The sequence below is a fragment of the Bacillus sp. FSL E2-8887 genome (assembly GCF_038007205.1).
Taxonomy (GTDB): domain Bacteria; phylum Bacillota; class Bacilli; order Bacillales; family Bacillaceae_G; genus Bacillus_A; species Bacillus_A mycoides.
On the sequence record NZ_JBBOWS010000001.1, the window covers coordinates 2800210 to 2821190 of the forward strand.

The 20981-nt window shown below is 34.6% G+C and carries 20 protein-coding genes; 4 read left to right on the plus strand and 16 right to left on the minus strand.

Going from position 1 to position 20981, the window contains the following annotated elements; genetic code table 11:
• Positions 1-199 precede the first annotated feature (199 nt).
• Together cypD and NSQ08_RS14150 are read right to left on the minus strand one after the other, a co-directional pair.
• Positions 200-3397 (minus strand): bifunctional P-450/NADPH--P450 reductase, encoded by a 3198-nt coding sequence (gene cypD, locus NSQ08_RS14145; protein WP_340776019.1) that lies wholly within the window; start codon positions 3395-3397, stop codon positions 200-202.
• A 507-nt stretch (positions 3398-3904) separates the two neighbouring features.
• A complete protein-coding gene (locus NSQ08_RS14150; protein ID WP_033715031.1) occupies positions 3905-5383 on the minus strand; it encodes an MDR family MFS transporter in 1479 nt (492 codons plus the stop codon).
• A 459-nt stretch (positions 5384-5842) separates the two neighbouring features.
• Here NSQ08_RS14150 and NSQ08_RS14155 point away from each other — a divergent pair, with 459 nt between their 5' ends.
• Positions 5843-6439, plus strand: a complete 597-nt coding sequence (locus NSQ08_RS14155) for a hypothetical protein (RefSeq protein ID WP_340776027.1) — start codon at positions 5843-5845, stop codon at positions 6437-6439.
• Positions 6440-6642: 203 nt separating this feature from the next.
• On the opposite strand, the gene NSQ08_RS14160 is transcribed toward NSQ08_RS14155, so the two are convergent.
• The 4 genes from NSQ08_RS14160 to NSQ08_RS14175 all read right to left on the minus strand — a co-directional run bounded on the left by NSQ08_RS14160 (position 6643) and on the right by NSQ08_RS14175 (position 8874).
• A complete protein-coding gene (locus tag NSQ08_RS14160) occupies positions 6643-7041 on the minus strand; it encodes a DUF1259 domain-containing protein (RefSeq protein ID WP_002033128.1) in 399 nt (132 codons plus the stop codon).
• Positions 7042-7361: 320 nt separating this feature from the next.
• A complete protein-coding gene (locus tag NSQ08_RS14165; protein ID WP_002190108.1) occupies positions 7362-7523 on the minus strand; it encodes a hypothetical protein in 162 nt (53 codons plus the stop codon).
• Positions 7524-8059: 536 nt separating this feature from the next.
• Positions 8060-8383: a PepSY domain-containing protein gene (locus NSQ08_RS14170; RefSeq protein ID WP_193653149.1), complete on the minus strand. Its 324-nt coding sequence runs from the start codon at positions 8381-8383 to the stop codon at positions 8060-8062.
• Positions 8384-8403: 20 nt separating this feature from the next.
• Positions 8404-8874, minus strand: a complete 471-nt coding sequence (locus NSQ08_RS14175) for a hypothetical protein (protein WP_002190111.1) — start codon at positions 8872-8874, stop codon at positions 8404-8406.
• A 176-nt stretch (positions 8875-9050) separates the two neighbouring features.
• Between NSQ08_RS14175 and NSQ08_RS14180 the strand changes: the two genes are divergently transcribed.
• Together NSQ08_RS14180 and NSQ08_RS14185 are read left to right on the plus strand one after the other, a co-directional pair.
• A complete protein-coding gene (locus NSQ08_RS14180; RefSeq protein ID WP_002128055.1) occupies positions 9051-9725 on the plus strand; it encodes a response regulator transcription factor in 675 nt (224 codons plus the stop codon).
• The gene (locus NSQ08_RS14185; RefSeq protein WP_340776041.1) at positions 9722-11095 is read left to right on the plus strand and encodes a sensor histidine kinase; all 1374 of its coding nucleotides are present in this window, start codon (positions 9722-9724) and stop codon (positions 11093-11095) included. The genes NSQ08_RS14180 and NSQ08_RS14185 overlap by 4 nt, the downstream gene beginning before the upstream one ends.
• Positions 11096-11355: 260 nt before the next feature.
• Here the strand turns inward: NSQ08_RS14185 and NSQ08_RS14190 are convergent, their stop codons facing one another.
• From NSQ08_RS14190 to NSQ08_RS14200, 3 genes are all read right to left on the minus strand, one after another.
• On the minus strand, positions 11356-11571 hold the full coding sequence (locus NSQ08_RS14190) for a hypothetical protein (protein ID WP_002017170.1): 216 nt from the start codon (positions 11569-11571) through the stop codon (positions 11356-11358).
• A gap of 350 nt (positions 11572-11921) precedes the next feature.
• Positions 11922-13367 carry a L,D-transpeptidase family protein gene (locus NSQ08_RS14195; protein ID WP_340776049.1) on the minus strand — a complete coding sequence of 482 codons (1446 nt, stop codon included), beginning with the start codon at positions 13365-13367 and terminating at the stop codon, positions 11922-11924.
• 214 nt (positions 13368-13581) lie between these two features.
• Complete coding sequence (locus tag NSQ08_RS14200; protein WP_340776052.1) at positions 13582-14004, minus strand: hypothetical protein; 423 nt, start codon at positions 14002-14004, stop codon at positions 13582-13584.
• A gap of 103 nt (positions 14005-14107) precedes the next feature.
• On the opposite strand from NSQ08_RS14200, the gene NSQ08_RS14205 reads away from it, so the two are divergent.
• A complete protein-coding gene (locus tag NSQ08_RS14205) occupies positions 14108-14398 on the plus strand; it encodes a hypothetical protein (RefSeq protein WP_340776054.1) in 291 nt (96 codons plus the stop codon).
• Positions 14399-14687: 289 nt separating this feature from the next.
• Here the strand turns inward: NSQ08_RS14205 and NSQ08_RS14210 are convergent, their stop codons facing one another.
• The 7 genes from NSQ08_RS14210 to NSQ08_RS14240 form a co-directional block, all read right to left on the minus strand.
• Positions 14688-15317, minus strand: coding sequence for a class I SAM-dependent methyltransferase (locus NSQ08_RS14210; protein ID WP_215552046.1), 630 nt, complete (start codon positions 15315-15317; stop codon positions 14688-14690).
• A gap of 129 nt (positions 15318-15446) precedes the next feature.
• Positions 15447-16442 carry a D-cysteine desulfhydrase gene (locus NSQ08_RS14215; RefSeq protein WP_001046600.1) on the minus strand — a complete coding sequence of 332 codons (996 nt, stop codon included), beginning with the start codon at positions 16440-16442 and terminating at the stop codon, positions 15447-15449.
• Positions 16429-16692, minus strand: a complete 264-nt coding sequence (locus NSQ08_RS14220; protein WP_002142428.1) for a hypothetical protein — start codon at positions 16690-16692, stop codon at positions 16429-16431. The genes NSQ08_RS14215 and NSQ08_RS14220 overlap by 14 nt, the downstream gene beginning before the upstream one ends.
• 21 nt (positions 16693-16713) lie before the next feature.
• Positions 16714-17946 carry a DUF4073 domain-containing protein gene (locus NSQ08_RS14225; RefSeq protein WP_340776067.1) on the minus strand — a complete coding sequence of 411 codons (1233 nt, stop codon included), beginning with the start codon at positions 17944-17946 and terminating at the stop codon, positions 16714-16716.
• A gap of 197 nt (positions 17947-18143) precedes the next feature.
• Positions 18144-19685 carry a serine hydrolase domain-containing protein gene (locus tag NSQ08_RS14230; protein WP_340776071.1) on the minus strand — a complete coding sequence of 514 codons (1542 nt, stop codon included), beginning with the start codon at positions 19683-19685 and terminating at the stop codon, positions 18144-18146.
• 491 nt (positions 19686-20176) lie between these two features.
• The gene (locus tag NSQ08_RS14235) at positions 20177-20470 is read right to left on the minus strand and encodes a hypothetical protein (protein WP_098095691.1); all 294 of its coding nucleotides are present in this window, start codon (positions 20468-20470) and stop codon (positions 20177-20179) included.
• A gap of 5 nt (positions 20471-20475) precedes the next feature.
• Positions 20476-20676, minus strand: a complete 201-nt coding sequence (locus tag NSQ08_RS14240) for a helix-turn-helix transcriptional regulator (RefSeq protein WP_000903049.1) — start codon at positions 20674-20676, stop codon at positions 20476-20478.
• Between the last annotated feature and the right edge of the window lie 305 nt (positions 20677-20981).

The following is a 20981-nucleotide window of genomic DNA, read 5'->3' on the forward strand; positions in this document are numbered from 1 at the left end:
TTTTATTCATGTTGTGTATATAAAGCATAAAGATTGTTGGATTTTGAATCAACATATACGTCCCTTTTATTTAAAAATAAAAAAAACCCATATTCAATGAAAAATACAGGGTTTTTATAAAGCAGTTTATTTCGTTTACAGTTATACTTAGTCGAAAGAAGTTCGTGAATTAAATATTACTTATCTAATTAAGACGAATTTAGATTCCGGCCCAAACATCTTTTCCATATCGCCCTTCTTCTTGCACACGATCCAGCCAATTCCTTGCTTCTTGTTCACTGACTTCATGAATTTCTTGATATGCTTGACAAAGGGTGTCTTCTACGTCAGGAGCCATTTTACTTCCATCACCACATATATAAAGATGCGCTCCATTATCTAATAACGAAATTAAATTGATTCTATCTTGTTTTATTAAATGCTGTACATATGTTTTAGGATATCCTTCTAGGCGAGAAAAAGCTGTGTGTAAAGAGATTAATCCATCTCTTTCATCATTTTCTAGTTCTGTACGATAGAGATAATCCTTTTCAGGATGACGACAACCAAAATATAGGTGTGCTTGTCCTAAGTTAATACCTTTTTGCTTTTGAACACGACGCGCTTGCAAGAATCCACGGAATGGTGCAATTCCAGTACCTGGTCCAACCATGATAATTGGTGTTTCTGGATTTTCAGGTAATTGAAAGTTTGATTGTGGCGTTCGAATGAAACAGATAATCTCATCTTTATTATGACGCTGAGCTAAATAATTAGAAGCGACTCCTTCATATGTCCCTACCCCACTCCATGCAGGTGCATTAACAACACCAACCGTAATGCTCAGACGATCCTGTGCAACGAGTGGAGAGCTTGAAATAGAATAGTAACGCGGTTTGAGCGCAGGAAGAAGTTCTAAAAAGCGTTCAAATCGGAGTTCACAAGCCTCATACTTTTCAAGAAGATCCAACATTGACATACGTTTCTTTAATATTTGTTCATGATAAACTCCCTCTTCCAATAATGATTCCAATTCCTTTTTATGAGGAGGGCATGCTGTGAATGTCACCATTTCTCGTATTTGTGCTCGAGTGGCTGCTTCTTGAACTTCTACACTATAACTAAGAAGGTCAAATAAACTAACAGGACTGTCTAAAGGTATGTGATTTACACTTCGTCCACTTGCACTCAGTATGACTTGATCCTTCCCATTTAATCCAAAGCGTTTTAAAATTCGGTTGACATTTTTCTTACTATTAATTGGCAGCACCCCAAGGTGGTCACCTTCTTGATACGTAGCGCCTTCTGGCAAGGATATCTCAATATGTCGCGTGCTTCTTTCACTGCTAGATGATTGAAGTTCACGATTTTCTAGTATAGATGCATAAACTGCTTCATATGTTCGCGCAAGAGGAGATCCTCCAAGACGACTAACAAATTGTAAACTTAATGTACTGCGTTCTTTCTCAATGTTTTTGTTAAGTTCCAATCCAAATGCCTTCATCGCATCAGGCCACATACTTTGTTTCCATTGCTCGAGCTGTTCCTCGAAATCACCACTTGCATCTGCTTCTCCACGTGTCGAAAATCTTGTTGCTCCTTTTTGAGCCATTTGCTCATCAATGTATCTTGGAATTCGCTGATAAGTACTAGCCCAATTATGATCTCCACAACCAAAAACTGCGTATTGAACACCTTTTAGCTCATCCGATTTTAATTCCTCCAACCATTGCACAAACTGCCCTGCATTACTTGGTGGTTTTCCATTATAAGAAGAAGTTACAATAAGAACCGCCCCTTCTTTTGGCAGACTTCCAATTCCATCGTTAAGTGCTACCACTTCTGTTTGAACACCTTCTAAACTAGCTGTATCTGCTAGTTCTCTTGCAATACCTTCTGCTACCCCTGTATCCGATCCATACAGAACAAGAAGCGAAAGATTATCGGCTCCAATAATAGAAGGAGTCTTCTGAACTTGCTGTTCGATTTCATCGTTTTTCAGTTTCTCCTCTATAGGCGCAAGAACAGTAGTATGGCTAATAGTTTGATTTCGGGGTAGAATCCTAATTTTAAAATCACCAGGCTTTAGCGTTAATGTTTGTTTTACGTCCAGCTGATAGTCTTGATAATCGATGAATTCAAAATGTTGAAGAAGCATTCCCATTACGAGTGTGGCTTCATGAAGTGCAAACTGCATACCGATACATGCTCGTTGACCATTTCCAAATGGCTTATAAGCATGATGAGGAACCTTATCCAGCTCTTCAAATCGTTCAGGTTGGAATTCTTCCACATTGTCTCCCCACGCGTCTTTATCCCTATGTAGCTGTGGAATAAGAACAGAAATACGATCTTCTCCTTTCTTAATTGGATATTTCCCACCAATCACTGTATCCTCTTTTGCATAGAGACTGAATGCTGGAGCAGTAGGCCATAAACGTAGCGATTCATTTAAAATCATCCGGATATACTTTAATTTCATAACTTGTTGGTATGTTGGAGTGGGATCTGTTAAAACCCGATCTACTTCTTCATAGGCTTTTTTCAATTTATCTGGATTCTTTAATAAAAAATAGATTGCAAAAGATAATAATCCACTTGTTGTTTCATGCCCAGCTATTAAAAAAGTGATAATTTGGAAACGAATATTTTCATCATCTAATTTTTCACCAGTTTCCGGATCCTGCACATTTAACATACGGGAAAGTAAATCATTTTCTTCCTGATTTCCACTACTTTTACGTTCAGCAATAATATTATCTACTAAAGAAAACATAGATTGAATATCATGCTGAAATTGACGTTTCGTTCTCCACATGAGTTTATCTTCTATATCCAGCCGCTGTAATTGGTGCATCGCCTCATCTAGAGCACGGCTCATGCTAGTAATAAAAGGATGAGGGGTCTCACGATAATAGCTATTAAATCGATAATTAAAACCACATAGACCAATTGTATCCAATGTAAGGCGAGTCATATCCTCCGGAACATCTACGTTTTCATTCGGATTAAGCCGTGCCCATTTTTGAACGAGTTGTACAGCAATATCGACCATCATAGCATGATAATCTTTCATTGCTCGTTGGCTGAATGTAGGCATCAAAATATTATGAGCTTTTTTCCAGTTAGGCTCGTGAGTCTCGCTTGTAAATAATCCGTCTCCAGCAAAGGCGCGAACTTTCGCTAAAGCACCCTCTATACTTTTATCAAATCTTGTTTCGTCACAGACTTCTGCTACCAGTTCATGTCCAGAAACGACAATAATGGTATCACTTAAAGTTTGAATTCGAAAAATGGGACCATACTCTTCCGCTATCTTGATAAAGGATAGGGTCGGTTTATCTTTATCGATTAATGGGAGATTCCCCAGCAATCCATATGTTTTCGGTTGAGGAATGGCAGATACTTTTTTATCCATTAAAAACACCCTTTCAAAAAAGCATGAAATAAAATATCCCATTCAATAAAAAGAAGATAGCAATGAATCGCCTGGGATAAAGATATGTAATTGATTACCTTATTTTATCTTTTCCCGAACTATTCACGATTATGATATTGCTTATAAGGTTGGTAATCTAAGTTGTTTGTTGATATTAGATTTATAACTTGCAGAGAAAATACTAAATTAAAATGAAGCGTATTATTATAATGTTTATCACAAATTGAGAGCTAAAGATTGTAGTATTGGGAAAACCAGTAGTTCCTAATGTCAATTCAAACAAATACGATAAGCAAGTATACTGTGTTACTAATGAAAAAGGATCTGATATGAATATCAGATCCTTTTTACTATATATAATTATTTCACTGGTCCTTTTCCAAATTTAAATACCAGCGCCTTAGCAGCAGAAATTTGCATTTCTTCATAGTCTAACTAAACAGTAAAAAAACTTGTAGGAATCATGATCTAGAGTTTTATTTTTCCCTACCGATTTAACCTCTCGACAGCTTCCGCGCTTGTATCTACACGTTTAACGAAAAAAACTAATAGTAGTGCAACAACATTCATGCCAAGCGCTACATAGAATGAATATTGAATTCCGGATAATAAAGCCTTCTGAGTTAACATTGCCTTCGTAGCCTCTGTGAAGGTTGTAGGATCTACATCAACCATTAGACTTTCAGCTTTTGTTTTTGTTACAGAATTCATAATCGTAACAAGAATAGCAGTACCAATCGAACCGGACACTTGTTGAGCTGTATTATTAACAGCTGTACCGTGCGGATTTAAGCGAGTTGGTAATTGATTAAGTCCGTTTGTCATAAGTGGCATCATCACCATCGCCATCCCAAACATCCGCAATGTGTAAATAAGAATAATATGTGTGTGACTAGAATCGAGTTGCAGGTTTGCTAGCATATAAGTTGAAACGGCTGTAATGGAAAGTCCTACTATACCAAGAATACGAGGACCATATTTATCAAATAGTTTACCTGTAATTGGTGACATAATCCCCATTATTACCGCACCTGGAAGCATCATCAGCCCAGAGCTCAGCGGTGAAATACCGCGGACATTTTGTACATAAGCTGGGGTTAAAATCATACCCGAAAACATGGCCACTGCGTTGACAATTGCAATTACAGACGCAAGTGCAAACATTGGGTACTTGTAAACACGTAAATCCAATAACGGTTCATTCATTTTTAATTGGCGGACAATGAAAGTAATTAGGGCAATAGCGCCTATGATTAAGGTTGTTAAAACAACTTTATTCGTCCAACCGTCGGAGCTTGCAGAACTGAATCCATATAACAAACCGCCAAAACCGACAGAAGATAATAATAATGAGAGATAATCAAGTTTTGCATTTTTGTTTTGTCTCATGACATTCTCCGATTTCCAAATCCCTAACAGTAAACTAATGATTGCTAACGGTAAAATCATTTCAAAAAGCAAACGCCAGTCATAATACTCTACAATATAACCTGATAGTGTCGGTCCAATTGCTGGAGCTGTAATCATAACTAATCCAAAAATCCCCATCGCTGTTCCCCTTTTTTCTCTTGGAAAGCTTACTAGCATAATATTCATTAACAAAGGCCCCATGACTGAAGAACCTGCTGCTTGAACCATCCGGCCAGTAAGTAATAAACTAAAGTTCGGCGCTAAAGCCGCTAAGGCCGTACCAAAAATAAAAATCACCATAGATGTAATAAATAAGCTCCTATTGGAGAAGCGGGTTATTAAAAATGCTGATGCCGGAATTAATATACCACTTACAAGCATATACCCTGTAGAAAGCCACTGGATCGTCGAATAATCTTTAATGTCTAAATCCTTCATTATTGATGGCAAGGCTACATTTAAAAGCGAGTTATTTAGAAATGAAACAAATGCCCCAATAAAAAGGATTACAAGCATTAAATATGGTGGTTTTCTTTTATGTAATGTTTCACTCATATATTCATTTGCCCCTTCATTATAAATTCCATTGATCAGTTTAAATCGTTTGTATATCTGCACAAGAATATATTGTCCTTGCAGTATTTTGCCAAACTCTTCGAATGGATATTCTCTTTTTAGCAATTCTACTTGCTCAACATAACATTTTAAAATTTTGTTGTTGATTAAACCTTTATAAACATTTAAATAAGATTTTGAATGTTTATTTAAACACGTTTATTAAATTAGGCTGAAATAAACAAAAGGAGCAGCTGAAAATCCCCTTCTAAAATAAAGTGACACTTTAATCAGTCGGACTTTTACAGGCAGCCCACAAATAGCCGGATAAATCAACAAGACCACACACCCATTCTTTTAAATACGGGCTTGTAAATCTAGTTATGTAACCATCCATAAAAAGTAATATTACATAGGCTAAATCTAACATTACATTTTTAAAGTGAGGGGAATAAGCTTATGCACCAATATTGGTATTTGAATTCAAAGGGAAACGGGGAGCAATATAATAACCAAATTTCAATGTCATCATTATATTCACAGCCCCAAATAACTAAAGCTGAGGAAATGAATGGTATGAATATTCCTGAGAATTGGAGTTGTCGAGTCTATCCATTTGGTTGGGATTCACCAGCCAATTATACGGGTTTCAATCCCCAGCCCCCTCCCTTCTCTTTAGGTCAGCCAATCCATTATGCAGGGATGATGCCCCAAGGACATCCTGCTAATTGGTCTCCATTACAAGGCCATGCAGGTTTTAATTTTCAAAAACCTCCCATCCCCTGGCCCCAACCATTCAATCATACAGGGATGTTCGCACAAGGTCATATTGCCGCTTTACTATCACCGCCAGCCAAAGCTTTTAATTTTAATACCAATAATAACTGGGGTGTTTTTGGAAATTCTCCAGGATGGGGAGGACAGATAAATCCCATGGGATGGGGGAATAACGGGCAGCCAGGAATGCTTGGAAACTTACTGACAGCAGGAAAAGGCACCATGAATGGAATCGGAATGCTTAGTAGTCTAATCGGTATGGGAAAATTCTTCTTTTAGTTAATTAGAACGGGAGGATAGGTCCATAGCTCAAACATGCCCCCTCAATGTATTTATTGTATGGTTCCAGTACTCCCTCCAAGTTCGTTTGCTAGTCAAGCGAACTTAATTAATAAAATACAAGGGAAAACCTTCATCTTATGTATGAAAGGATCTTTCAATCAAAGATCCTTTTATATTGCTCATTTAACTAAATAAATTGGTTAATTGCATAACGCTCTTCTAACTTTCCTTGCGAAACTTAGCGGATCATCAACGTCTTCGATATTAACGTAAATTAAATTCGGCTCATCACATAACCACTCATTGTGTATAGACGAAACGATTATTCCTTGTTTAATAATTGTAGCAACAAATTCAGTAACTTCTTTTTGTAAGAGCGCTATCCGACCTAGACATAATGCCTGTCCAGTTTTATTATCTCTTGATTCGAATGAGAAGGAAGTTGTTACTCTAAAACGTTTTCCTAAGATAGTTGCTTGTATTTCATCCCGATTTATTGTTGCCACGCATTTTCCACCGGCGAATCCTTCTTGGCCACCGATAATTCTTGCAAACTGTTGACAAATTAATTCATCATTAATCGCCATGCCTTTAATCATCCCCCTTTTACTGTTAGGTTATGAATGAATACATCGGTCTGAAACGGTAATGAATCTATTCTATTACAAAAAAGATGATAGCAATCTAACGAAATCTATTAGCTTGATTACTTGAATTAACTCGGCTATTATATGTTAAAACATTTTTAAAGAGCATAAAAAAGACACCCTAAGGTGCCAGCCTCCAACTTGAGAATCGTATCTATGTATGGAGAAATTTAGAAAAGACAAATACTAAAGATAAGGTTCTAGCTATAATTTATAGAGCTCTTATGCCATTAATTAATTACATTGTTCATCATAAGAAGAATCCCGTTATATTACTTTCTGACCAGTCTCGTTAAAGCCATCCCAATAAATCCAGCGCCCATTCCTATTAGCCATCCAGCATGAGTATCGCCTAATATAGATCCCACTCCTCCGCCAAGAAACATGCAGCCAACAAATACTAATCCTCCAATTCCCCAATTCGTCCGTTCCATAATTCAATCACACCCTTTCAATAAAACATATGCTTTTAGCTATCTAAACTTTCTTGCATAGGATGGTTAATTTTTTTGCTTAGGTTTAGCACTTCAGGGATATCTGCTTTCAAATTGGATGCTTAGTACTCTATTTTATAATCTAAAACATTGTTTATGGTGTTAACACCACATGTCTATAAATCTAATAGAAAAGGTTTCCTCAAAACGAAAAATTAGAGGCTTTTATAGCAATGAAGTTCATTTTTCTTTATTTAGCTAGCCGGTAGTTTAGTTTAATAAGTCCAAATGATAAAATAGATGCTTTTTTAAAGGATAAAAATGGTGGCGGAGAATTTAAAACCGTTATCAATTATGGCGAATATGAGACTTTTAGATATATTTATTAACTCAATTGTTCTTAAACTAACGGAGTGCTAATGTTAAATAAGTAGCATTTTTTACTTCCGCTAACGAGAATTATTTAAATAAGCTGTCCATATGGGCAGCTTATTGGATTTTTTCAAATACGCGATATTTTATTTGTCGATAATTTTTTAATCTTCATTATTGATTTCTATTGTACCTGTTCTAGCACTAACCTTTAAAATATTTAACAGATTATCAGGTGTCTTGATTTCCACTTCATATTCAAATTTAGATTGTGCTAAGTTTTCATCTTCTAATTCGAATTCTTTTTTCACATTAATAATTTCTCCATTTGTATGAGCTAAAGAAATTTCACGAACTTGTTTCTCTGTATAGTTTTCATTCTTTTTCGCATAATTGTAGCCCATACCATAATATCCACCAACAATAGCAATACCACTTACTAAAATAGCAATTACACTTATAATTATTTTCTTTTTATGTTTTAACATTTCCATCCACTCCTTAATAATTAATCATTTATTCCAAATCTTGCTTCAAGTACATTTTCTGCTTGCTCTAATTGATCTTCAAGTATATCTTGTTCTCTTTCTTGTATTTGATATTGTTCAACAGTTATCGTTCCAGCGTGAAAATCTGCTTCTAGCTGATCATCAGATAGATCTATCTTGTCATCTAATTGGTCAATTTCTTTTTTTGCTGCTAAGTACGTATTTAAGTTATCTTCTTTTGCTCCAACTGGTTTCGTATTATTTGCCTTTTCTACAATAGATGTGACTTCGTTTTTGAAATCTTGTGTTTGCTTAGTATCATTCATAGCAGGCCCTGTTTTGTGTGGTTCTTGTTGTAGTTGCGTACCTTCTTTTTGTGATGTATCTTTTTCTACTTTCAGTTGTTGTATTTCTGTATCGTTATCAGCTTGAGTAGAACAAGCTGTTAAGAATAAACAAGACATTGCTCCAATCATCATCCATTTTCCCATTATGTTCTCCTCCCTTTACATGTGCACCTTATCCATGTCCTTATATTACTGAACAAACATTAAAGGAAGATTAATGCGCAAAAAAATAAAATGATATAATTAAATAGTTTCTAATCTTTCTTTAATGTTTCGGAATTATAGTGATACATATAAATAAGAAGAAAAGGAGAATGTTAATGCGAGTTCTTATTGTCGAAGATGAAAAAGACTTACAAAATATATTGGTAAAACGATTAAATGCAGAATATTATAGTGTCGATGGATGTGGGAATGGAGAAGATGCTTTGGATTATATAAGCATGGCTACCTACGATTTGATTGTGCTTGACATTATGATTCCCGGAATAGATGGTTTACAAGTATTACAAAGATTACGTGCGGACAATAATACAACTCCTGTCTTGCTTCTTACAGCTAAAGATACAATTGATGATCGCGTAACAGGACTCGACTTAGGTGCGGACGATTATTTAGTAAAGCCCTTTGCTTTTGATGAGCTGTTAGCAAGAATTCGAGTGTTGATGCGAAGAAAAACAGGAAATACATCTAATGTGTTTGAAATCGCTGACCTAGTGGTGGATTGCAATATGCATAAAGTAACAAGAGGAGATCAAGTTATCAATCTTTCCAGTAAAGAATTTGCTATTTTAGAATATATGATTCGTAATAAAGAAGTTGTGTTGACACGAGATAAAATTGAGCAACATGTGTGGAATTACGACTATGAAGGTGGCTCGAATATTATTGATGTTTACGTCCGCTATCTTCGCAAAAAAATTGATAGCCAGTTTGAAACGAAGTTAATTCATACAGTACGAGGAACTGGTTACGTATTGCGAGTAGAATCATGAAAAGACTATCAATAAAAATGAGAGTGACCCTATGGTATACGGGGCTAGTTGTAATTATTATGGCACTCGTGTTAGCTTTTATTTTAACTTCTTCAGATAAAGTTTTGCTTTTTAATATGAAAAATCAATTGAAGAGCACAGTAAAAGAAAGTGTTGAAGATATCGAATATAAGCATGGGCAGTTAAAGATTGACGATGAATTTGAAGCCTTAGAAGATGGAGTAAATATCATCATTTATAGTAAACAAGGTGAGCTGCTGGCAGGACATAATCCAACAACCTTTAATAAAAAGGTATCGCTTAAATCCGATGAAATACAAACCATTAAAGACGGTAATAAGGAATGGATAGTATATGATTTTCTCCATAATGTAGGCGGCGATGAGCAAGTCTGGGTTCGTGGCATAATGACCATGAATCAATTATCATCGACCATGAATACGCTTATTGTGGTAACACTCATCTCATTTCCATTACTTATTCTCATTGCAGCAGCGGGAGGATATTTTATTACGCAAAGAGCGTTTCGACCTGTGCAACAAATGAGTGATTCAGCCAGTGAAATTGGTGATGGTAAAGACCTTTCGAAGAGAATTAATTTACAAGGTTCATCGAAAGACGAAATGTATCATTTAGCACAAACCTTTGACAAAATGTTTGTGCGATTGGAGACATCATTCGAAAGTGAAAAACAATTTACATCTGACGCATCTCATGAATTAAGAACACCAACATCTGTTATTATTTCGCAATGCGAATACGCTTTATCGCAGAGGAATAATCCGAAAGAAATGGAAGAATCGTTAGAAGTAATTTTAAGGCAATCGCGTAAAATGTCCGCGTTAATCTCGCAACTCTTATTATTAGCACGAGTTGACCAAGAAAAGCATAATACTTTTCAATTTGAATGTATCAATATGAGTGAATTAACGGAAATCGTTGTAGAAGAGCTTTCATTAATGGTTCAAGAAGCTTCGATTAATATAACAACAAATATAGAGGAAGACCTGTTTATTAAAGCAGATCAAACATTGATGATGCGTTTATTAATGAATTTACTAACGAATGCGATTGCCTATAGCAAAGCGAACGGCACTGTGAATATGCAACTGTTCCGGGATGAAACCAACATAATAGGTAAAGTCTCCGATAATGGCATAGGCATCAGCGAGCAACATATTGTGAAAATATGGGACCGCTTCTATCGAGTTGACGCAGCACGAACATCTTCAAACAATGGAAACACAGGTTTAGGATTGTCGATGGTAAAATGGATTATAGAACTACACGGAGGAGAAATTACCGTTGAAAGTGAATTAGGAGAAGGCAGTACTTTTACATTTAAACTACCAATTGAAAACCGAGCATAATGTATGCTCGGTTTTAGCTTTAGAATACAGATTGATTAAAAAGCTCTCTTCAGTCCTTGTTTAATAATTGTAGCAACAAATTCAGTGACTTCCTTTAATCAACATAGATCATGCACTATGAAATAAAGTGAAACTTTAATCAGCTCCCAACAAACTTCTGTACCCACCTATCTTTTGAGCTGGGAGTTTTACTTTCCACAAATAGTAAGAAGCTAAATATATAGTAAAACCCCAGAAATCCAAAGGTCTCTGGGGCTCCATTATATATTTAGCTCTTTTTGCTTTTTATTTTGTTTATGTCTATGCAGCAATTTTCGACTTATGAGAGAAATCAGTAATAAGATCAGTATTAGTACGAAAAGTTGCATAAATGATAAATCAAAATATTTAGCACCTGTAACTATTAAAAGTGTAGAAATCGTACCTTTTACAATGAAAAAAATAATAATCCATAATCCGCCTTTTTTCCAGTTCATTTTTATTTTACCCTTTCCTACGCTTAAATTCTTAAATGGGACACCTTAATAGAAATCTATTATATTAATAAAAAAGTAAACTTTTTCACAAAAATCATGTCCAATTACATGCGACGATTTCATAATAAATGAAAATGATATTCAGTGTCAATTTTATTGACTATTTGAATATCTATTTATCATCTCAATCTCTTTCTACTTCGTTTCTTATAGGCAATGAACTCTTGTTTTCAAACAAAAAACACCTCCATTGAATTTGCACACTAAATATGCGAATTCAAGAGGTGTTTTTTCATGTACCATCAGATAAGATTTCCTGCTTTATTTATTTCTTGATACGTAGCTATTTTCTAGTACACAATAACTGGATCATTAGTGTTCAAACTATCATATACAGTTTTTGCAACATTAGGAAGAAGGTTTACACACCCGCCTGATCCCCCTGTTAAATAAGCATTATTTGCCCAGTCTTTTCGCCAGCCTGCATCATGGAATCCTTGGCCGCTATTTGTGAATGGAACCCAGTAATCTACTTTAACTGCATAATCAGCTTTACCTACTGCGCTGCCTTTCAGCGTGTATGGTGTTCGTTTATATAGAACGTACCACACACCTGGTGATGTATCTTCACTCGTGCTATGTTTACCAGTTACTACATTTGTTGTGACGACTAATTTCCCATCTTTATAAATCCAAATTTGTTGATCTGCAATTGAAACTTCCGCATACGTGTCTCCGATGCCATTATTCGATGTTGTTTCATAACCGATACCTTCCTTCTCCCAACCATTTCCATGGATATTAGAAGCAGATAGCGATTTTTCACCCTTTTCAAAAGCTTGTTGAACTTGTTTTGTTTCTTTTTCAACATCTAGTGCCCAGCCATAGCCTTGTCCTTTTACTGATATGACCGAACCGGAATGGGTTTTAAAGCTGAAATTTTTATTTAATGTTGATTTAGCATTATTAATTTCAGCAATCTTATTCTTAATGTCGCTCGCATCGATTGTAACTTTCATATCCTTTGACATAGAGGCATTCTGAATTAAATCTTTCGCTTTTAAAGGATACACTTCATTCTGCACTTTATACTCAACAGACTGCCCAAGAAGATTCTGTAGCGCTTTCTCCTCTTTTTTGACAATCGGATCGTCTTCTTTAATAGGCTGTATGTATGTAGACTTCAGATGAATTTCGCTTTTATACTTCTGCTTGTCGTAATCTTTCAGTAGACTAGTAACGTCATACTGTTTTCCATCAACGCTCTTCGAAATAACAACTTTTCCTTGTTCAAGCTTCGCCATAGCATCTTGAGGCGCTTGTAATTTTTCATTCATAGAGATGAGCTTTTCTTCTACAAGTTTTTTCATCGTTTCACTACGATACTGATCCGCCTTTTCCGGTAGCACTGAATAATTTTTTTCCTTTGAGGAAGGGAAAAATGTCCACTGGCTTTTTAATAGTTTCTTAACTTGAGGAAAATCTTTTTCCGTAAGTTCCGTTTTTGTATCTTTTTCATCTAAAATTTGTTGTTGATCAACATAGACTTTGTTTTCTAGTCCAGATGTTTTTAATTTCTGTATTGCCTGATCAGCATTCAGACCACCGACTTTTGTGTCATTAATCGTAACATTTGAATTGAAGTGAGTTGCCTGATAATAACTCATTCCTCCAATGAGAAGTACAATTACACCAACACCCGCTGCAATAAGCTTCCAATTTGTAAAACGTTTGCTTGATCTTACTCGTTTTCTCTCAACTTCTTCAACTGATTCATTTATTGGATTATTGTTCATCAATCTTTCCCCCGTATACATTAACGTCAATCGATTTTAAACTAAAACCATTGACTAGTGTACCTTATTTTTCCTAAAATTTCATTATTTTTAAAAAGATTTTATCGCATTTAATTAATCAACTTTAGTTTTTTAATAGAACAACACATTGAATAGTCCCTTACAAGTAATAAATCATTACAATAAACACCAAAAAGTTAAGTACCATATACTTTTATTTAACTAACTTCTCTCCGGTAACAATCTGAAACAAGGTGGCTGCATTTTTCCCTTCTAATTGAGCATACCGATTATCCCCCGCCATAACTTCTACTTTATCTTTATTAGGACTTATCCAAATTTGATACAACACAGCTTTCGCCTCTATTTTCGGATTTTTAAATTGAAAAACAAAGTGATAATCAGCTGAACGAGACATTTCCACTTTTTTATTTTCAAAATGAATATCATTTAATATTTTCTTTACTTGCAACACTTGATTATTGTCTGTAACTACTTTCAAATCCTCATAATTATCATCACCAACACGTTTTTGCACTTCGATTCTTTGATCTTCATTTCCTAGTATATTTGAACAGCCGGTTACTATGAATATACACATAAAAACAAAAACTAAAGTCAATTTTCTAATTCGCATATTAGTCCTCCTCTTTTTAATAAAAAGCATCCCTAATTGTAAAATAAAGGTAAACACCTTGCAATTAGACATATAAACACTAATAAGGAAGGAGTGCCATTCCATGCAACTGAAAACATACACTTGGAAAAGTTATACGTTTCTCATTATAAGTATATTCGTTACTATTAATCTATTTCTCTTCTCACCTATTTTAGACAGAGTTGGAGTAGGATACGTGGTTCCTTTCGCGTACTTCATATTAACTTCCGCTGTTATAGCAATTATATTAGCAGTTATCTCATTTTGTAGTCGCAGCGAAAAGAAAATTTTATCTATTATCGGTTTAACCTTTACGTTATTTAATACAGCAATTATTTTATCTTTCCTTTGGTTCGGTTATCATTTCACTTAAAATACAAATATAATCCGTAACCAAAAAAATTATTAATATTATAGAAATACTGAGTATTGTGTATATGACCCCTCTTAATGTTGTACTCATATAATCACCCCTCTCACGCTTCAATAATTCCATTATATAACAAATAATTCGTTGGAAGTTTAAAACATGTTTAAACTAAATTAAGCGAAGTAAGGGATGCCATTTGACTTCCCTTACTTCGCCTTTAAAGAATAATTAGTGAGTAGCTTACACATCAAGCTTATTAAGTAACCTTTCACTATTTTTTACACAATTGTAATTATAGCGTTTTTTGACATTTGATCATTATAAATTTAAATGGAGGTTTACTTGCCATATTTTTATGCGGCTCCAAAATTTCCGTAGTTTCTATCAGTCCATATTTTCCAAAGTCTTGTTGTACCGAGTCAACATCATAAAAGTACATTTTTACCCCTTCCATTATCTCGAAGTAGTCTTTACCAAGTTGTTTCCCCTTCCCAAACATTGGGGCATCTTTAGAAATAGTAGTAAAAATCATATATCCGTTTGGTTTTAACTGACTATAACAATCTTTAATAAACTTCTCTCTCTCATCCTTATTCAACAAATGAATAAGTGCATAAGAAAATATGCCATCATACAGTTTGTTATCAAAAGGCATATCCGTAACTGAACCATGGAATAAATTGGCATTAATTTCATTTTCCCTCGCCAATTCAATCGCCGTTTTTGAAATTTCAATACCTGTTACTTGTATTTCGTTATCAATAAAAACCTTTGCATTTCTTCCATATCCAATACCAGGAATCAATATATCCTTCACTTTCTTTTCAAGGAAAAAATCCTTCGTCAAAATTGCGGAATCTGCAGCTTCAAATCCCCACATCATTTGATTTTCTATAAAACTTGCTTCCCAAAATTCTGTCATACATCAATCTCCTTTATATATCGTTGTTTACCGTTGAATGTTGAAAAATCATCGCATATTCACGAAATTGTATCAAATTTCAACATTAATTCAAAACAAAAAGCATTGGATACCCAATGCTTTTTACACTTACGCAAATAGAGACGTATTCGCATATAAAGCTGGTGAACCACCTGAATGTACGAATAAAATGTTGTCTTCTTTATTAAATTTGCCTTTTCTAATTAAATCAATTAATCCTGCTACTGCTTTACCTGTATAAACTGGGTCAAGTAAAATACCTTCTGTTTTCGCAAGTAACTGTACTGCTTCAACCATTTCTGGTGTTGGTAAAGCGTATCCTGGTCCTACATATTCATCAAAGCATGTAACTGCTTCGCGTGAAATAGAGTTTGGGATACCTACGTGAGCTGAAGTTTCATCTACAAGTTTTGCTACTTTCTCTTCTTGCTCCGCTTTTCCTCTACTTACGTTAATTCCGATTACAGGAATTTTGCTTTGCGTTCCAGAAAAACCAGTAATTAAACCAGCATGCATACCAGCGCTACCACTTACACAAACAACTGAACTGAAATCAATTCCTTGCTCGAATGATTGTGCCATAATTTCTTGCGCACAAGCAATGTATCCCATTGCACCAGTAGGATTTGATCCACCAACTGGTATTACATATGGTGTATTACCTTTTTCACTAACTTCTTTCGCTACTTTATGCATCTCCTCCATAAGATCTGCTCCGTTTGGCACAACAATTACGTTTTCAGCACCTAATAAATGATATAAGAAATAGTTTCCGTTAAAGTCTGGCTTTTCTTCTGGCTCAAGCCCTTCCTCTAACACAAGAATACATTTCATTTTTTCTTTTACCGCAGCTGCAAGTGTTAGACGGCAATGGTTTGACTGAATACCACCAGCTGTAATTAACGTATCTGCACCCTTTTCCTGTGCATCCGCAACTAGAAACTCTAACTTTCTCGTCTTATTACCGCCAGCTGTTAAACCAAGTAAATCATCTCGTTTAAAATAAATAGTTGGCCCACCAAGTGCTTCAGAAAAATTGTTTAATTTTTCAATTGGTGTATATGATTCTGTATATTTTTTTCTCGGAAATTTAGCTAAATTCATCAATAACGCTCCTTTTATACTCTTTCACAGTAAATGTAACCATACTATTATTACATGGAAAAATGATGAAGTCACCTTTCTGGATTAAAAATGTAGGGAATTTCGTTTCGGTGCATGAAATTGCATTAACGATTTTAACTTCAATACGGTACATGAAATTTATATTAGCGATTTTCAAATTATATCGACCGATACTTAAAATATATCGACTTGCCGATAAAAAACGACAAAATAAAAAGAGCCCACTCATTAAGAAGTAGGCCCTTACCAATCACTTATTTACCGAAAAACGAAGAAGCTGCGTTAATCCTGGCTCTAAATTCATTTCGCCTTTATGGCGTACGTATACAATTTTGTTCCCATCAAATTTTGGAGGATTCGCTTTATTGTACGTGTACCACTCATTCATTCCTTCTACATTGTACTCCATATACTCTGTTGCACCAACGATTACGTTTTTACTATCATCAGCCGTTACATCTGGTGCCATTTGTGCAATTTTTGCATCACTAATTAATAAGTTCTTTATACCTTTATCACGTTTATAATCGTAAGCCGTTACGACAACATCGTTACCATATGCTTTCACTTGCAACCCTTGTTTAAAAGAAGATCCATCAGGAGCATGAATCTCGCCGCCATTTGGACCAGCTGACCTCCATCCTGTTTCAATGCCGCCCGTATTTACAACTGTAAATCCCTTTTCATCTCCGCCTGCAATTTTCTTTTTACCAGCCCAGTCCGCTAAATTTAAATCCCAATGCGTATGACTCGTAAAGAAAACAACTTGCGGATAGTCTTTTAATATATCGTACAATTTATCAACGTTTAAATAATCTTGTAAATACGGATTTTGTCTTGATCCAGATACTGTATCAGGTAAAACGTGATGAGAGAAAATGAAAATCGGCTTATTTTTATCTTTTTGACTATACTCTTCTAAATTTTGTTTTAACCATCCTAATTGCTCATCACTCATATATACTTCATCCCACATTTTTGAATCGTGGTATTTCATATATTTTTCAGTTCCTAAAAATAAAAGCGGATAACCATCTAATTCTTTTTTATGATATACCTTATCTTGTCCGCTAAATTTTAAATATCGATTAAACAATGTCTCTTCCGTTACACCATTTGGCCATGTATTTTGAGAGAGTTTCCCATCAGCTGTCCATTTACCAGCGTAAAATTCATGATTCCCAACAGTTGACCATACATTTTCCGGATGCTTATTTTTGTTTAGCACGCGCTTTACATCATCATATTGTGACTGCTGTCCAGTTGGTGTTATATCCCCATTCATAATAAGCGCTCTAGAAAGTGGTGTCACTTTGTTCATATCTTTTAATACGTGATCAAAATCCCCTAAATCCCCTTGAATATCACTAATAACATTAAAAGTTGTAGCTGATTTTCGGACTTGCTCTTTTCCTTCCGCATGCACTGAAAACGTCGGCAATAGTGCCGCCATAACTGCTAACGAAGCAACTGTCTTTTTCACTCAAACTCTCCCCCTAATAACAGAATGTAGAAACTGACATGTTCTGCTTTCTCTTAGATGCTTGTCCAATTCATATTATAGGGAGCGATTGTAAAGGTAGATTGGGTAAAAAATTAAGTGTTTTTTAAGAGATTTTGTCTTTTCATTGCACTCCACAATTCGAGATTCACGCCAATCTAGCTTTCTAGCCTTTAACATTACATAAATGTAAATTTTGATGTTAAATCTTTTAGTTTCATACGTTGTTTTTTATTACTTCTAATTTTCGGGAAAAAGCCACTAATTAATAATGTTATAACCCACGCCATTATTAGAATAAAATTTATTGTATTACCAGAATTCAAACTGAAAATCCTCCACAAATAGGCAGCTCCAAATACAAGCATAGCAGTAATACTAAGTAAAAATACCCTAACTACTAATCTTATGTAAGGTTTCTTCTCTTGCTTAAAAATGAAAGTTCTTCTACTTTTGTACAATCTAATCACAAATAGCAGTAAATATACACTAAGTGTGGCTCCAATAACAATTGATGTAATGGAATTACTTTTTCTCTGCTCAGCTAGAGAGAAGTAACTTTCAGGTAATTTTCCAGTTTCATATTCCATCCATGCGTGGTAAATATCCTGTCGTAAGTCTATACCACCTTCACCATTTGTAAGGATTACCAATCCATCCTTTGTATTAGGAATGAAACCATAAAAAGAATGCCAGCCTCGATTGTCACCAGAATGATAAATTAATTTCCATTGATTAGATAGTTTTTTTTCAAATATACCTAAACCATTCTCCCCTAATACTGGCTTTTGCATTTCCTCAACACGTCCACTTTTGATGACACCATTCCCTTTATTATTTGTATCCATACTTGCAAGTATCAATGTCATCATATCCGTAACATTTGTCTTGAGACCTGCAGCAGCCTGTTCGGTAAATTGGTAACTAGGGAGCTCCTCTCCCAAATATCCATAAGCTTTCGAAAGGTTATGATTTTCAGGGCGTTGTAAGAATGAACTAGATTTCATTCCTAAAGGTTTCATAATTTGTTCTTCCATATAGCGATCAAACGATATTCCGGTAACCTCTTCAATTACAAGTTGTAAAATTGTATATCCGCCACCAGAGTAAATTGTTTCTGAACCTGGTTTATTGGTAACCTCCACTTGTTCATTAAGCCATCCTTTTCCAGACAGAGACTCCTCGATAGAATTAAGATTTTTCCCTGGTGCAACCCCGAGGTATCCTTTATGTGCAGACAGCCCTGCTATATGGCTTAGCAATCTTCTTATTGTGACTTCATTATTATTAAACTCTGAATTAGGTAATTTCCATTTGGTCAGATATTTTCCAACGGGATCATCTAGTGATAAACGACCTTCGTCTACAAGATGTAGGATTCCCCACGCTGTAAGGCTTTTAGATATGGAACCAGCTTGAAACAAAGTATCATCACTCACTGCTTTTTTTGTCTTTTTATCTACATAACCGTAGTTTAGTGTATAAGCAATACGCCCCTCATGTACAATCCCTATTGCAATCCCTGGTACCTCATAATTCCCCTGCCATTTTGGTACCTGTTCATCCAACTTTTTTTTAAAATCCTCTATACTCCTATCAGTCAACGTGCCCGATTCTGCCCTCACCACATTTGTAAACCATGCTTCATTCGTAATAAATATGCAAATAATTAAACATAAAATACTTTTGCATATTATCGATGCTTTTTGCCTATTCTTCATTTGCGTCACCCTTTTTTTCAGAATATTCTACCCATCAATCAGAGTATCCTATTCTAATATCCCGTTCTATCGATTTTTATTACTTAACCTTACATAATTGTAATAAAAATCAAAGATTTACATGCTTAGGGGTTTTACTGTTCTTTATCCGAGGAAAATGAAATTCATTAACAAGATAGACATGCGGTTATATTTATGGTTTAAGTTAATGTCTCTAAAATACTAGTTTGGTTAATCAAATAGATATATTCCAAACTACAAAAATTTATAATAGAAAAGGTGGATTTTAGTTTTAATTAAAATTTGACCAAAGTATTGCTGCAAATATTTATTCTATAAAAAGAAGAACCCCACACATTTTGATTGAAATGTGTGGGGTTCTTTTGGCTTCCTTAAATTTTCATGAAAAAGATTGATTATTTTATGTAGCTTACTAAAAAATAAATTTTGTTCAATCAACTAACAGAACAAGATTAAACACTTAACTCGTATTAGTAATTTTTACTGTTTCTGTTGATAAATATAAAAATACTGCCTAACACACTTAATGAAAGTGCAAAATATAATAACAAATCAGGTAGAAAGTTCAAAGGAATAATATCAATTAATTGTAAAACAATAATGGCAAGGATACCTAAATATAGAATATTGTACAAAACATTATTTGTTTTATATAGAATTTCTCTTCCTCTTTCGTCATTTGCTTCATCACTTGATTGAAATTTTATTACATACATCTTACTTATCACTATTAAACCAAATAATAAAATTTTTAACAACAACATATGTATCACTCCTCTAGATAATCAAATACGTCGGTTAACGGCTTTTCAAATACATTTGCGATTTTAAAGGCAAGAATTAGAGAAGGGTTATATTTATTCTTTTCAAGAGTAGCGATAGTTTGACGACTAACTCCCACTCTTGTTGCCAGTTCTTCTTGGGTCCAACCTTTTTCTGCTCGACAAACTACAATTTTATTATGCAACAATAGTAACACCTCTTGAGATAATTGTAATTTATTTTTTACAAATTGTAAATTATTTTTTACAATTTATTTTTAAAATTAAAAATCCTCATAAAAAAGGACATAAAGATTTCTCCCCATGCCTACTAATCTTCTACTTCTTTACTGTATGTATATAATGCGATGTTTCAAAAACTTAATAAAAAAGAGAACTACTCTTCAAGCACTTCTCTCTTTCATCCAAACGATAAATATAAAATAAATCATTAAAAATATACTATATAAATTCCATAACGTGGGTATTGCAGCTACACTTAAATAAAGAGTTC

Bases quoted from the DNA above. Each gene is read 5' to 3' on its own strand.
- NSQ08_RS14150 (WP_033715031.1), bottom strand. From the start codon at position 5,383: ATGAGTGAAACATTACATAAAAGAAAACCACCATATTTAATGCTTGTA.
- NSQ08_RS14155 (WP_340776027.1), top strand. From the start codon at position 5,843: ATGCACCAATATTGGTATTTGAATTCAAAGGGAAACGGGGAGCAATAT.
- NSQ08_RS14190 (WP_002017170.1), bottom strand. From the start codon at position 11,571: ATGAACTGGAAAAAAGGCGGATTATGGATTATTATTTTTTTCATTGTA.
- NSQ08_RS14185 (WP_340776041.1), top strand. From the start codon at position 9,722: ATGAAAAGACTATCAATAAAAATGAGAGTGACCCTATGGTATACGGGG.
- NSQ08_RS14210 (WP_215552046.1), bottom strand. From the start codon at position 15,317: ATGACAGAATTTTGGGAAGCAAGTTTTATAGAAAATCAAATGATGTGG.
- NSQ08_RS14205 (WP_340776054.1), top strand. From the start codon at position 14,108: ATGCAACTGAAAACATACACTTGGAAAAGTTATACGTTTCTCATTATA.
- NSQ08_RS14175 (WP_002190111.1), bottom strand. From the start codon at position 8,874: ATGGGAAAATGGATGATGATTGGAGCAATGTCTTGTTTATTCTTAACA.
- NSQ08_RS14220 (WP_002142428.1), bottom strand. From the start codon at position 16,692: ATGAGTGGGCTCTTTTTATTTTGTCGTTTTTTATCGGCAAGTCGATAT.
- NSQ08_RS14165 (WP_002190108.1), bottom strand. From the start codon at position 7,523: ATGGAACGGACGAATTGGGGAATTGGAGGATTAGTATTTGTTGGCTGC.
- NSQ08_RS14235 (WP_098095691.1), bottom strand. From the start codon at position 20,470: ATGTTGTTGTTAAAAATTTTATTATTTGGTTTAATAGTGATAAGTAAG.
- NSQ08_RS14230 (WP_340776071.1), bottom strand. From the start codon at position 19,685: ATGAAGAATAGGCAAAAAGCATCGATAATATGCAAAAGTATTTTATGT.
- NSQ08_RS14200 (WP_340776052.1), bottom strand. From the start codon at position 14,004: ATGCGAATTAGAAAATTGACTTTAGTTTTTGTTTTTATGTGTATATTC.
- cypD (WP_340776019.1), bottom strand. From the start codon at position 3,397: ATGGATAAAAAAGTATCTGCCATTCCTCAACCGAAAACATATGGATTG.
- NSQ08_RS14180 (WP_002128055.1), top strand. From the start codon at position 9,051: ATGCGAGTTCTTATTGTCGAAGATGAAAAAGACTTACAAAATATATTG.
- NSQ08_RS14215 (WP_001046600.1), bottom strand. From the start codon at position 16,442: ATGAATTTAGCTAAATTTCCGAGAAAAAAATATACAGAATCATATACA.
- NSQ08_RS14160 (WP_002033128.1), bottom strand. From the start codon at position 7,041: ATGATTAAAGGCATGGCGATTAATGATGAATTAATTTGTCAACAGTTT.
- NSQ08_RS14170 (WP_193653149.1), bottom strand. From the start codon at position 8,383: ATGTTAAAACATAAAAAGAAAATAATTATAAGTGTAATTGCTATTTTA.
- NSQ08_RS14195 (WP_340776049.1), bottom strand. From the start codon at position 13,367: ATGAACAATAATCCAATAAATGAATCAGTTGAAGAAGTTGAGAGAAAA.